Consider the following 12010-nt stretch of genomic DNA (forward strand, 5'->3'; position numbering starts at 1 on the left):
GTCGGAGGCCGCGGCCTTGTTACAGACGTCTGCTTAATTGTTACTCGCCTTCGGCGAGCGAACTGACGCATGATCAAGCCGGGCCGACCCATGCGCGGCTTCGATCGGCGCGACCGCCCGAAAGCAAATGATCCCCGCACAGGACGCAGGCCAATCCGATGAGACCTTGCTGCGCTACGCCGGCTGGCGCGTCGTGCTCGCCTGTTTCCTCATGGCGCTGTTTCTGTTCGGCTTCGGCCTTTACGGTCATGGCGTCTACCTGGCCGAACTGCAGCGTCTGAACGGCTGGCCGGCCGCGCTCATTTCGGGCGCGAGCACGGTGTCGCTCCTGCTTGCCAACATTTTCGCGACGTTTACCAACGAACTCATGACCCGGCTGGGTCCGCGGCGGCTCGTCTTGTTCGGAATTGCGGCACTGACGGCGTCGATGACGCTGCTCGCGTTCGCGGCCACCCCCTGGCAGCTCTACATCGCGTTTGCCCTGATGTCGCTCGGATGGATCGGGATGGGGACGATCGTGAGCGCGACCATCGTGAGCCTCTGGTTCGTCCGCCGCCGCGGTCTCGCCATCAGCCTGGCCTTCACCGGCGCCAGTTTTAGCGGCGTCATCGTGACGCCCTCGCTGGTGTATCTGGTCGAACGGTTCGGCTTTGCCGCCGCGATGATGACCGGAACAGCGGTCATGGTCGCCGTTCTCGTACCTGTCACGGTCGCCTGGATCGGCCCGCCATCGGCCGGAGGTCCGGCTGATCCGCTGCATGCCGAAACGCCTTCTGTCCCGAGCGATACTTCGCGCGCAAAGCTCATCCGCTGCGTCGCGTTCTGGACCATCTCAATCCCGTTTGCATTGGCGCTCGTGGCCCAGATCGGTTTTATCGTGCACCAGATCGCCATGCTCGAGCCGAAGATCGGCCGCGCCAATGCGGGTCTGGCGGTTTCGTTGATGACATTGATGGCGATCGCCGGCCGCTTCGGCCTCGGCATGGTCGTCGACCGATTCGATCCGCGGCGCGTCACCGCTATCTCGATCGTCAGTCAGGCGGCAGCACTCCTGAGCATCCTGCATTTCGATGCGATTCCGATTGTACTGGCTGCCTGCGCGGTATTCGGCTTTTCGGTCGGCAATCTCATCACACTGCCGCCGCTCATCATGCATCGCGAGTTCAGCGCCGCGAGCTTTGTCGTCGTCATGGGGCTGTCGAATGCGATCAGCGGAACCATTGGCTCATTGGGGCCCGCCTTTCTCGGTGTCGTTCAGAGCTGGACCGGCGGGTACGAGACGCCCATTGCGCTCTGCATCGCGCTACAGCTGATCGCGGCGGTAATCGTGGTCCAGCGCGGGCGGCCGGCCGCGGCGGAGGGGCGGGGGTAGGGTCTCTCGTCGTCCCGGCCTTGAGCCGGGACGACGGTGATACCCTCAGTTCAAGATCTTCGTGTCATCCGGCGCCTGCGGCGGGGTCTTGATCGCGATCGCCTTGATGGTGCGGCCGACAGGCTTGGTACCGCCATGCGGGGTGCCTTTGGGGATGACGACGAGGTCGCCCGGCTTCACCGTCACTTCCTTGTCGCCAAGCCAGATCGTTCCGGTGCCTTCGAGGATGTACTGAATCTCGTTGGCGTTGGCATGCAGATGCTTCGGCGGGCTGCCATCCTGGATCGCGATGGTCACGCCATCCGCGGAGACCAGCATTTTGTTGCGCATGCCGCCGGCGTTGAGAGGAGACAGCTTGTCCCCTTCGAGATCGCCGGTCGAGATGACCTGCGCGGTGATGTTTTCGGCGGCAAGGGCCGGGCGCAGCAGATGCGTGACGCCGCAGCCGGCGGCAAAGGCGGTGGCAATTGACAAGGTGATGGCGATACGATTCATGGATAGTCCTCCCAGGGAAACTTTTGCGGCGGAATGCTACGCCGCGAAGCCGCACTTCGCCAGCGCGACGAAAGACCACGCATCCGCGATGGAATAAACCGCAGCGAGCGGACCAGCGTTGCAATAATGGCCCTCGCATTGTCGGCAAAGTCGCCTTCTCAAGGCCTGTGCACTGCATTATCCTGTCGGCAACCCATCGGAGGAAACCATGAAGAAAATTGTTGGCCGGCTGGCCGGGGCGCTGCTGGCGCTGGTCCTGACGTCAGGCTTTGCCGCAGCGCAAAGCAAGGTCACCATCGCGATCGGGGGCGGGTCCTGCCTGTGCTATCTGCCGACGGTGCTGGCCAGGCAGCTCGGCGAATACGAAAAAGCCGGCCTTGCCGTCGAGCTGGTCGATCTCAAGGGCGGCTCGGATGCACTGAAGGCCGTGCTGGGCGGCAGCGCCGACGTGGTTTCCGGCTATTTCGACCATTGCGTCAATCTGGCGGCCAAGAAGCAGGAGCTGGTGTCGTTCGTGGTCTATGACCGCTATCCCGGGCTGGTGCTTGTCGTGTCGCCCTCGCACAACAAGGAAATCAACTCGATCAAGGATCTCGCCGGCAAGAAGGTCGGCGTCAGCGCGCCGGGATCCTCGACCGACTTCTTCCTGAAGTATCTGCTCAAGAAAAACGGCCTTGATCCGACCAGCGCCTCGGTGATCGGCGTCGGCCTTGGCGCCACCGCTGTCGCGGCGATGCAGCAGGGTCAGATCGACGCGGCCGTGATGCTGGATCCATCGGTCACGGTGCTGCAGGGCAGCTATCCCGACCTCAAGATCCTCAGCGACACCCGCACGCAAAAGGATACGCTCGAAGTGTTCGGCGGCGAATATCCGGGCGGCTCGCTCTACACCACGGCGGCATGGATCAAATCCCACGAGAAGGAAGTGCAGGCTTTGACCACGGCGATCGTCAACACGCTGACCTGGATTCACTCCCATTCGCCGGAAGAGATCATGGCGAAAATGCCGGAAGAGATCGTCGGCAAGAACAAGGAGCTGTATCTGGCGGCGCTGAAGAACACGATCCCGATGTATTCGCTGAACGGCAAGATGGACCCGAAGGGCGCGGATGCGGTGCTGGCGGTGTTCAGCGAAAGCTCACCCGAGGTGGCAAAAGCCAACATCGACGTCACCAAGACCTACACCAACAAATATGTCGATCAGGTCAAGAAGACGACCGGCTCGAGCGCCAAATAACACGTGAAGTCGTGCGTGACGCAATGTCGGAAGTGATGCGGCGATGAATGGCACGACACCACCGGTCATTCATCGCGTTACCTCGCTCGATCTGCCGGTCGAATCCTGGTCCTGGCCGTTCGCCGCCGCGCGGCGGGCGGAGATCGATGCGCATTTCGCGCAGGCGCAGCGCGACAATCCGCAACTGTGGAACGGACGCGTGCTGCTCGGACGCCATCCTGTGTTTGCCGTCAGTCACCTCACGGCCGGCTATTTCGAGACTGATTTCGCGAGCTTCCTGGCCTGGCGTGACTGGGGCTTTCCGGACCGGGACGTGTTCAACGGTTTTGGGATGGGCGCGCTGCGCTGCGCTGACGGCGCATTCGTGCTCGGCGAGATGGGCCAGCACACCTCCAACGCCGGACGAATCTATTTTCCGTCAGGCACGCCCGATCTCGACGACGTCAGGGATGGCGCGCTCGACATATCCGGCAGTGTGGCGCGCGAACTCGAGGAGGAAACCGGTCTCGTGCCGGGGGAGTACCGGAGCGATCCGGATTGGCATTGCGTCTACACCGGCCCGGCGCTGGCAATGATCCGGCTGTTGCACGTCGATATATCGGGCGAGGCATTGCGCAGCCGGATCGAGGCCAATCTCGCTTTGCAGCAATCGCCCGAATTATCGGCCATTCATCTGGTGCGCGGAACGCGCGATCTCACCTCAGCGATGCCACGCTTCGTGACGGCGTTCATTGAGGCGCAGTTTGCGGCGTAGCGAGGACATGGGTCGAGCGTTTCATACTACGACACGTGGCGCTTTCGCTTTTTGTTGGCGCTCGCCTTCTTGACGATTGCTCTTTTCGTTGGCGTGCTTGCGACCGTGCCGGCCGACCGTCGCTCGGCGGCGGTCGCCGTCTTGCGGTTCGACAGTTTGAATTTGGTGTAGCCAAGCACCCGCTCCATCGCGATCCGCGCCTTCTCGGCGTCGCCGCTCTCGATCGCGCGTGCGGCGGCGGCATGGTTGGGCAAATTGTCCCGGAACCAGCCGGCGCTGCCCACCGCGACAATGAAGACCGTGCTCAGGATGGTGTCGATGGCGCCACGGAAGCCTTGCAGCACCGGGTTGTGCGTGGCGTCGAGGATCGCGAGATGAAACGCCTTGTCCGCGGCGATGGTGCTCGCCTGGTCCTGCGCGGTTTCCATCGCGGCCAAAGCCGCATTGATCCGCCAGCGGTCGTTCTTGGTGGCGCGCTCGGCGGCGAGCGCTGCGGCCGCCGGCTCGATGATCGAGCGGACTTCCTGGATTGCCAGCAGAAGATCGCGGCCCGGCTCGTCCTTGCCGACCAGCCAGCTCAGAACGTCGCGGTCGAGCAGGCTCCATTCACTGCGCGGCAGCACGTGCGTGCCATGCCGGGGGCGGACGCTGACCAGTCCTTTTGCGGCGAGCGTCTTGATGGCCTCCCGCACCACGCCGCGTCCGACGCCGAAGCGGGTTTCGAGATCCGGCTCCGGTGGCAGGGCCGCTCCGACCGGAATGAGATCCTGCGCAATTTCGCGGCCGAGTGTCGTCAACACGTTGCGAATGCGCCCCGGCTTGACACGCTTGTCGGCGCTCTTCGGCTTGGCCACCTCCTTCTCCTCTTGACGTTGTTGAGATTTGGCTGAGATTTGCGATTTGCTAGCATGGGTGATGTATGCTAGCAATCATCCGATGTTTAACATCCGATGATTGAGCGGCTGCGCGCATCGGTTGTGCTGCGACTGATATTTTTTTGGATGCCGAGGTGCCGCGACAGTGTAACCTTGGTTATTGCCTTGACATCGCACGGCGCTACCCGTGTGATGTCGAAAAAAGATACGACAAAAACAAAAAGGTGCATCGCACCATATACGGGAGGATTTGATGCCGGGGCACAAGGTTGCGCGCCTGTTTGTCGGGCTGTCCGCCGCGGTGGCGGTGCTGGGGATGGCGGTTGCCGCCGAAGCTCAGGAAAAGAAAATCAAGATCGGCGTGATCTACGACCTGACCGGCCCGCTCGCCGGCGGCGGTTCCGAGCTGCAATACACCGGCGCCAAGATCATGCTCGACCATTTCAGCAAGACCGGCGTCGAAGGCTACAAGATCGAGGCGGTTTACGCCGACGCGCAGAGCAAGCCCGATGTCGCCATCAACGAGGCGATCCGCCTCGTCGAGCAGGAAAAGGTCGACATGCTGCTCGGCTTCTTCTCGTCGGCGCAATGCGTGCCGGTGGCCGCCCGCGTCGAGCAGCTGAAGAAGTTCATGTGGATCACCACCTGCATTTCCTCGGCGGTGCTCGCCGACAAGAATTTCAAATATATCTTCCGCCCGCAGGCCAGTGGCGATCAATTCGGCCTGATGACGATGGATTTCATCGCCCAGAACTCCAAGGAAAAGTTCGGCAAGGAGCCGAAGGACCTGCGGGTTGCGATCATCCATGAAGACGGCGCCTATGGCGTCGACGTGTCGAAGGGCAACGAGGCGGGCGCCAAGAAGGCCGGCTTCAACGTCGTCCTGAAGGAGGGCTATTCCGCCACCGCGCCGGATCTTTCCGCGCTCGTCACCAAGCTGAAGCGCGGCCGGCCCGACGTGGTCTTCCACACCGGCTACAACCCGGACATCACGCTGCTGCTGCGCCAGGCGCGCGAGCAGGGCTTGAAATTCGGCGCGCTGGTCGGCCATGGTGCGGGCTACGGCGTCTACGAGAAGCTGAAGGAAGGCCTCGGCGCCGACGTCAACTACGTCTTCAACGCCGACCCGATCTCGATCTGGCTTGCCAACCAGAAGTCGATGGATCCGAAGCTGCCGCCGATGATCAAGATGGTGGGTGAGGAGTTCGACAAGGCCAAACCCGGCGTCGCCATCCGTTCCGCCCATGTCGGCATGGCCGCGTCCAACACCTACGTATTCATGACCGAGGTGCTGCCGCGCGCGATCAAGAAGTATGGCGGCGTCGATCCCGAGGCGTTGCGCAAGGCCTCGCTCGAAGTCGATTTGCCGGAAGGCGGCACCATGCTCGGCTTCGGCGTCAAGTTCTACGGCGAAGGCCAGCAGATGGCCGGCCAGAACGAACGCTCGTTCCCGGTGGTGATCCAGTATGTCGACGACAAGTCGTATGTGGTGTGGCCGAAGAGCCAGGCGCAACGCGAGGCCGTGTTGCCCCTGCCGAAGGGCACCACCTTCAGCAGCCAGTAGGTTAGCGGAGTATCTGGGGTGCTGACGGTGAACGGGTTGGTGAAGCGCTTCGGCGGCTTCACCGCGGTCAACAACGTATCGTTCCGGGTCGAACAGGGCGAGATTCTCGGCCTGATCGGGCCGAACGGCTCCGGCAAGAGCACGATCTTCAACATGCTGTCGGGCACGCTGGTCCCGACCGCCGGCTCGATTCTGTTCGACGGCGCGGAGATCGCGGGCGTCGCGCCGCATCGCATCATCAACCGCGGCATCGGCCGCACCTTCCAGATCCCGCGGCCGTTTCACCGGCTCAGCATCTTCGAAAACGTGGCGCTGGCCGGTTACTACGGCCAGGGCAGCCACAGCCGCGCCAAGGCCGATGAGGCCGCCGAAAAGGCGCTTCATATGGTCGGCCTGACCACCGATCGCCATGCCACCGTCGACGGCCTCGGGGCCGCCGGCCTGAAGAAGCTCGAACTTGCAAAAGCGCTTGCGACCGGGCCGAAACTTCTGCTCGCCGACGAAAGCCTCGGCGGCCTCGACGAGAAAGAGATGGATGCTGCGGCGGACATGCTGCGCAGGATCCGCGACGAACTCGGCATCACCATCATCTGGGTCGAGCACATCATGGGCGTGCTGATGCGCGTGGTCGATCGCGTCATGGTGCTCGACCACGGCGAAAAGATTTCCGAAGGCTTGCCGAGTGCGGTGTCGAGCGATCCCCGCGTGATCGAGGTCTATCTCGGCACCGATGCGGATTCGACTCTAGCCGCGGCCGGGGAAGCGCGCCGGCGGGCAGGGGACTAGGCATGCTCGAATTGAAATCGGTCGATGCGGGTTACGGCACTTTCCAGGCGTTGTTCGGCGTTAGCCTCGACGTCAAGGCGGGCGAGGCGGTCGGCGTGATCGGCCCCAACGGCGCCGGCAAGACCACGCTGATGCGGGTGATCTCCGGCCTGATCCGGCCCACCAGAGGCTCGATCTCGATGGAAGGCACCGACGTGCTGGCGACCCCGGCGCATCGCATCGTCAGCCTCGGCATCGCGCATGTGCCGGAAAACCGCCGGCTGTTTCCGCGGCTCACGGTTGACGACAATCTGAAGATGGGCGCCTACATGGAAGGCGCCCGCGCCAAATATGCCGAGCGGCTGGAATTCGTGTTCGACCTGTTTCCGCGCATGAAGGAACGCCGCAGCCAGATGGCGGGCACCATGTCGGGCGGCGAACAGCAGATGTGCGCGATCGGCCGCGCGCTGATGTCGAACCCGAAACTGCTGCTGCTCGACGAGCCGTCGGCGGGTCTGGCGCCGGTCGTGGTTCAGCAGGTGTTCGAGCTGGTGAAGCGGATCCGCGCCAGCGGGCTGACGGTGCTGATCGTCGAGCAGAACGTGCAGCAGGTGCTGCGCGTGGTCGATCGCGCCTACCTGCTCGAGGCCGGCAGCATCCGCGCGTCCGGTACCTCGGCGGAGATGATGAGCAACGATACGATCAAGCAGGCGTATCTCGGGGTTTAGCATGATGACGTTTGGCGCGTTCAGACAGTCTCTCGTCATCCCCGGGATGAACGCAATTGCGTTCACCCGTAGGTGGGCGCTCTTGCGCGCCTCGAAGGATGAGTACCCGTGGCCCATCCTTCGAGGCTCGCTGCGCTCGCTCCTCCCGAGTGAGCGCGAATGCGCTCATCCGGGGATGACGGCTGCGCCAACTCAACCAAATGTCGTCACGGTCTAGGGCAAAGCGATGCAGGGATTTCTTGATATCTTCGACATCTATCTGCTGGAAGCCGTGGTCAACGGCATCCTGCTCGGCGGGGTGCTGGCGCTATTGGCGCTCGGGCTCAATTTGATCTTCGGCGTCATCGACGTGACCTGGATCTGCTATGCCGAGCTGGTCATGATCGGCATGTACGGCATGTACTATCTGGTCCAGTTTTACGGCCTGCCGTACTGGGCGGCGGCGCCGCTGACCATTTTGCTGGTGGCGCTGCTGGGGGCAGCATTGCACTACATCGTGATCGCGCCGCTGCTCACCGCGCCGCCGATCAACCAGCTGCTCGCCACCGGCGGCGTGCTGTTCATCCTGCAGAGCTTTGCCACTGTCGCCTTCGGCATCGACTTCCGCAATCTCGGCATCCGCCTGCCGGTACTGGCGCTCGGCGAGATGCACTTCAGCTATTCGCGGCTGTTGTCCTTTGCCGCAGCCCTGATCGGCATGGTCAGCGTCTATTTCTTCATGACACGCACCTATACCGGCACCGCGATCCGCGCCATCTCGCAGGACCGCCAGATCATGTCGCTGATGGGCGTCGACACCAAGCGCATCTACCTCGTCACCTCGGCGCTGGGCGGTGCGCTGGCGGGGCTGGCTGCCTGTCTCCTCGTGCTGCAATACGACGTGCATCCTTTTGTCGGCCTGTCGTTCGGGCCGATCACCTTCCTGATCTGCGTGCTCGGCGGGCTCGGCAACTTTGTGGGCGGCTTCATCGCGGCGTTCGTGTTCGCCGAGATCATTTCGCTCGGCGGCCTGTTCTCCGACCTCGAATGGGGCTACGTGCTCGCCTTCGCCTTCTTCATCGTCATGATGTTCATCCGGCCCGCGGGCCTATTCGCGAGGCGCTCGTGAACGCGCGAACCATTGCCTGGGTCGTCGGAATAGCGGCGCTGATCGCGCTGCCCTTCGTCTATCGTCAGCCCTATCATCTGCACATCCTGGTGCTGATCCTGATCTGGTCGTTCGCCTATACGTCGTGGTCGATCATGGGCCGCTTCGGCCTGGTGTCGCTCGGCCATGGCGGCTTCATGGGCGTCGGCGCCTATGTCACGGCGTTGCTCTGGAACCATCTCGGCGTCTCGCCGTGGATCGGCATTCCGCTCAGCATGGTGTGCGCGGGGTTGCTCGCGGTCATCGTCGCCTATCCCTGCTTCCGCTACCGCATCACCGGGCACTATTTCGTGCTGGTGACGCTGGCGCTGTCCGGCATCGTGCTGCAGGTCATCACCGCGACGCGCGACTACACCGGCGGCTCGCTCGGCTACACGCCGAACCGCACCAAGGGCAGCCAGTTGCTGGCGCTGCAGTTCGACGACAAGACGACGTGGTATCTGATCGCGCTGTTCGTCTGGGTGGTCGGACTTCTGATCTGGCAATGGGTCGACCGCAGCATGAGCCGCTACGCCATGGAGGCGATCTCGGACGACGAGGACGCGGCGGCCGCCGCCGGCGTCAACGTGACCTTCGAAAAGCTCAAGATCACCATCATCAGTGCGCTGATGACGGCGCTCGCAGGCGCGCTGTACTGCCAGTACCAGATGTTCATCTCGCCCGACACGGTCAGCGGCATTGCGGTGTCGCTGCAGATGGTGTTCGCCGTCATCGTCGGCGGCGTCTACGTGTCGTTCGGGCCGACGGTCGGCGCCATCATCACGATCCTGCTTGCCGAATTTCTGCGCATCTGGTTCGGGACCAAGGCGGTGGGCTGGGACAATCTGGTCTACGGCGTGCTGCTGGTGCTGTTCATCATATTCCTTCCCAAGGGCATTCTTGGTAGCGTCATGGATCGGTTCAAGACGCAACCCAAGAAGTCTGGCGAGCAGAAGCCCGTAGCCTCATGAGCAAGAAATCACAGCAACCGCTTGGCGATACGCTAAAACCCTTTGTCGCCCCGTTTCGCGTTGACGGAACAGGAGAGTTTCACCTGAAATCGCACAAGACCAGCGAGAAGGGTGGTCTCGACAAGGACAAGGGCGAGAAGATCATCGAGGCCAACCGCAAGCGGCTGAGCGATTATCAGGAGAAGCTTTACGCGCAGGACAATTGGTCGATGCTTCTGGTGTTTCAGGGCATGGACGCCGCCGGCAAGGACTCGGCAATCAAGAGCGTGTTCGACGGCATCAACCCGCAGGGCTGCGAGGTCACGTCGTTCAAGCAGCCATCGACCAGGGAGCTCGACCACGATTTTCTCTGGCGCAGCATGATCGCGCTGCCCGAGCGTGGCCGAATCGGTATCTTCAACCGCTCCTATTACGAGGAATGCCTTGTCGTGCGCGTGCACACCGAGATTCTCGGAAAGCAGAAGATTCCGAAAAAGCTGGTGACTAGGAATATCTGGCGCGAACGGTTCGAGGATATCTCGGCCATGGAGCGTTACCTCGCGCGCAACGGCACCGTGATCCTGAAATTCTTCCTCAACATCTCCGAGGAAGAGCAGCGCGAGCGCTTTCTCGCCCGGCTGGACGAGCCCGCCAAGAACTGGAAGTTCTCGCTGGCCGATATTGCCGAGCGCAAGCTGTGGGCTAAATACCAGGCCGCCTACCAGGACATGATCCGTCACACGTCGGCGCGCCACGCGCCATGGCATGTGGTGCCGGCCGACCACAAATGGTTCGCCCGCGTCGTGATCGGCTCGACCATCGTCAGCGCGCTCGACCGGCTGGATTTGCGTTTCCCCGAGGTCGACAAGGCCGACCGCAGCGAGTTCAAGCAGGTGCGTGAGGCGCTGCTGGCGGAGGAGAAGGGCGAGGTTGCGAAGAAGTAGGATGGGTAGAGCGCAGCGAAACCCATCGAGGCTTCCGCGGGTGAGATGATGGGTTTCGCTGCGCTCTACCCATCCTACTGACCCCTCAGTCCCGACCGCCCTCCAGGCCATACTCCCGGTAGATCGTCTCCGGATCGGTTTGCGGAAACAGCCGGCACTTCGCCTGGGCCAGATGCAGACCCTCGCTACCGGGGGCGCAGCCGGCAATCAGGAGTTTTCGGAGATCCTCCATATGGGGTCGCGGCTGAATCTTCTCCGGAAGCTGTTCGAGCGCGACCAGGGCCGTGGCGAGTGCCTGGGTCACCACCCACTCGTCATGGCCCGTAACCCCCTTCTTTGGCATGAGACAGCCTCCTGTCGGATCGGTACCCGGCAGCTTACGTCCATAAACCGGCTTTACGCAAAGGTTGAGGCAGGGGCCTCGCGCAGCAAAGCGCCTTTACGCTGTGCGCCCCGTCAGGTCCGATCGGGTTTGCCGCCTTCGCCTTCATCGCTCTCGTCCTTGACGAGCGTCAGGAGGCGCAACGTCAGGAAGGTAAACACGGCGACCGTGACGGCGACGTCATAACTTCCGAGCCCAACGGAAACGCCGATCGCGCCGGTCGCCCACAGGCTTGCCGCGGTCGCGGTGCCGTGAACAGAGGTGCCCTGTTTGAGAATGGCGCCGCCGCCGATGAAGCCGATGCCGGTAATCAGCCCTTCGATGACTTTCGCCATGCCGTCGGGGGAGTGCACGAGCAGGTTTTCGCTGGCTTGCACGAAGCCGCAACTGGCCAGGGCGACGAGCGGAAACGTCCTTAAGCCGGCGCTTCGTGCGCGCTTCTCGCGATCCCAGCCGATCGGCACCGCGAGCGCGAAGGCGGCGGCCAGCGCAATGATGTGACTACCGATCTGAAACCTGTCCAAACGCGTGCCCCGTCCATGAACCGATCATCGGTCATACAGTCGGCATCCGCGTATCACCATGCGGCTTTAAGCGCTCAGGGATGGTGGAACAAATGTGGCATCCGCGTAAGGCGTATCCGCGGCGCTCAACCCCGGTGCAGCGGTTGTGTGATCGCGGACGTTTGGATGTGCAACTGCCGGACCGTTGTGAGCGTTGCAAACAGAACTGCAAGGCCAAAGGCCGCCAGCAAGGTCAGCAGGAGAAACCGAGGGCTCATGCGCCGCTCCATTTTACAAATCTCCACCCTGGCTAGA

The 12010-nt window shown here is 62.6% G+C and carries 13 protein-coding genes; 9 read left to right on the forward strand and 4 right to left on the reverse strand.

Annotated elements, in window-relative coordinates; translation table 11 throughout:
* Positions 1-127 precede the first annotated feature (127 nt).
* Positions 128-1372, forward strand: coding sequence for an MFS transporter (locus tag JQ597_RS22445; RefSeq protein WP_212266518.1), 1245 nt, complete (start codon positions 128-130; stop codon positions 1370-1372).
* Positions 1373-1417: 45 nt separating this feature from the next.
* On the opposite strand, the gene JQ597_RS22450 is transcribed toward JQ597_RS22445, so the two are convergent.
* Positions 1418-1867 carry a cupin domain-containing protein gene (locus tag JQ597_RS22450; protein ID WP_212266521.1) on the reverse strand — a complete coding sequence of 150 codons (450 nt, stop codon included), beginning with the start codon at positions 1865-1867 and terminating at the stop codon, positions 1418-1420.
* A gap of 208 nt (positions 1868-2075) precedes the next feature.
* Between JQ597_RS22450 and JQ597_RS22455 the strand changes: the two genes are divergently transcribed.
* Together JQ597_RS22455 and JQ597_RS22460 are read left to right on the forward strand one after the other, a co-directional pair.
* Positions 2076-3104, forward strand: coding sequence for an ABC transporter substrate-binding protein (locus JQ597_RS22455; RefSeq protein ID WP_212266524.1), 1029 nt, complete (start codon positions 2076-2078; stop codon positions 3102-3104).
* 43 nt (positions 3105-3147) lie between these two features.
* A complete protein-coding gene (locus JQ597_RS22460; RefSeq protein ID WP_212266527.1) occupies positions 3148-3858 on the forward strand; it encodes an NUDIX hydrolase in 711 nt (236 codons plus the stop codon).
* Positions 3859-3884: 26 nt separating this feature from the next.
* Here JQ597_RS22460 and JQ597_RS22465 read toward each other — a convergent pair whose 3' ends face one another.
* Positions 3885-4712 carry a FadR/GntR family transcriptional regulator gene (locus JQ597_RS22465; RefSeq protein WP_212266529.1) on the reverse strand — a complete coding sequence of 276 codons (828 nt, stop codon included), beginning with the start codon at positions 4710-4712 and terminating at the stop codon, positions 3885-3887.
* Positions 4713-4986: 274 nt separating this feature from the next.
* Here JQ597_RS22465 and JQ597_RS22470 point away from each other — a divergent pair, with 274 nt between their 5' ends.
* From JQ597_RS22470 to JQ597_RS22495, 6 genes are all read left to right on the forward strand, one after another.
* Entirely contained in the window at positions 4987-6297 is a 1311-nt protein-coding gene (locus JQ597_RS22470) for an ABC transporter substrate-binding protein (RefSeq protein ID WP_212266531.1), read from the forward strand.
* Positions 6298-6315: 18 nt separating this feature from the next.
* Positions 6316-7083: an ABC transporter ATP-binding protein gene (locus JQ597_RS22475; RefSeq protein ID WP_212266533.1), complete on the forward strand. Its 768-nt coding sequence runs from the start codon at positions 6316-6318 to the stop codon at positions 7081-7083.
* A gap of 2 nt (positions 7084-7085) precedes the next feature.
* The gene (locus tag JQ597_RS22480; RefSeq protein ID WP_212034425.1) at positions 7086-7790 is read left to right on the forward strand and encodes an ABC transporter ATP-binding protein; all 705 of its coding nucleotides are present in this window, start codon (positions 7086-7088) and stop codon (positions 7788-7790) included.
* Positions 7791-8016: 226 nt separating this feature from the next.
* Complete coding sequence (locus tag JQ597_RS22485; protein ID WP_192737948.1) at positions 8017-8898, forward strand: branched-chain amino acid ABC transporter permease; 882 nt, start codon at positions 8017-8019, stop codon at positions 8896-8898.
* Positions 8895-9887, forward strand: coding sequence for a branched-chain amino acid ABC transporter permease (locus tag JQ597_RS22490; protein ID WP_349628870.1), 993 nt, complete (start codon positions 8895-8897; stop codon positions 9885-9887). The genes JQ597_RS22485 and JQ597_RS22490 overlap by 4 nt, the downstream gene beginning before the upstream one ends.
* Complete coding sequence (locus JQ597_RS22495) at positions 9884-10810, forward strand: polyphosphate kinase 2 family protein (protein WP_212266537.1); 927 nt, start codon at positions 9884-9886, stop codon at positions 10808-10810. The genes JQ597_RS22490 and JQ597_RS22495 overlap by 4 nt, the downstream gene beginning before the upstream one ends.
* A gap of 85 nt (positions 10811-10895) precedes the next feature.
* On the opposite strand, the gene JQ597_RS22500 is transcribed toward JQ597_RS22495, so the two are convergent.
* Complete coding sequence (locus tag JQ597_RS22500; protein ID WP_192737945.1) at positions 10896-11153, reverse strand: hypothetical protein; 258 nt, start codon at positions 11151-11153, stop codon at positions 10896-10898.
* 113 nt (positions 11154-11266) lie between these two features.
* Positions 11267-11716: an MgtC/SapB family protein gene (locus tag JQ597_RS22505; protein WP_212266539.1), complete on the reverse strand. Its 450-nt coding sequence runs from the start codon at positions 11714-11716 to the stop codon at positions 11267-11269.
* Positions 11717-12010: the final 294 nt, after the last annotated feature.

It is taken from the genome of Bradyrhizobium sp. AUGA SZCCT0177 (assembly GCF_018130125.1).
In the GTDB taxonomy this organism is placed as follows: domain Bacteria; phylum Pseudomonadota; class Alphaproteobacteria; order Rhizobiales; family Xanthobacteraceae; genus Bradyrhizobium.

Coding starts and splice junctions, on each gene's coding strand:
- JQ597_RS22445 (WP_212266518.1), top strand. CDS start 128: ATGATCCCCGCACAGGACGCAGGCCAATCCGATGAGACCTTGCTGCGC.
- JQ597_RS22450 (WP_212266521.1), bottom strand. CDS start 1,867: ATGAATCGTATCGCCATCACCTTGTCAATTGCCACCGCCTTTGCCGCC.
- JQ597_RS22455 (WP_212266524.1), top strand. CDS start 2,076: ATGAAGAAAATTGTTGGCCGGCTGGCCGGGGCGCTGCTGGCGCTGGTC.
- JQ597_RS22460 (WP_212266527.1), top strand. CDS start 3,148: ATGAATGGCACGACACCACCGGTCATTCATCGCGTTACCTCGCTCGAT.
- JQ597_RS22470 (WP_212266531.1), top strand. CDS start 4,987: ATGCCGGGGCACAAGGTTGCGCGCCTGTTTGTCGGGCTGTCCGCCGCG.
- JQ597_RS22480 (WP_212034425.1), top strand. CDS start 7,086: ATGCTCGAATTGAAATCGGTCGATGCGGGTTACGGCACTTTCCAGGCG.
- JQ597_RS22485 (WP_192737948.1), top strand. CDS start 8,017: ATGCAGGGATTTCTTGATATCTTCGACATCTATCTGCTGGAAGCCGTG.
- JQ597_RS22495 (WP_212266537.1), top strand. CDS start 9,884: ATGAGCAAGAAATCACAGCAACCGCTTGGCGATACGCTAAAACCCTTT.
- JQ597_RS22500 (WP_192737945.1), bottom strand. CDS start 11,153: ATGCCAAAGAAGGGGGTTACGGGCCATGACGAGTGGGTGGTGACCCAG.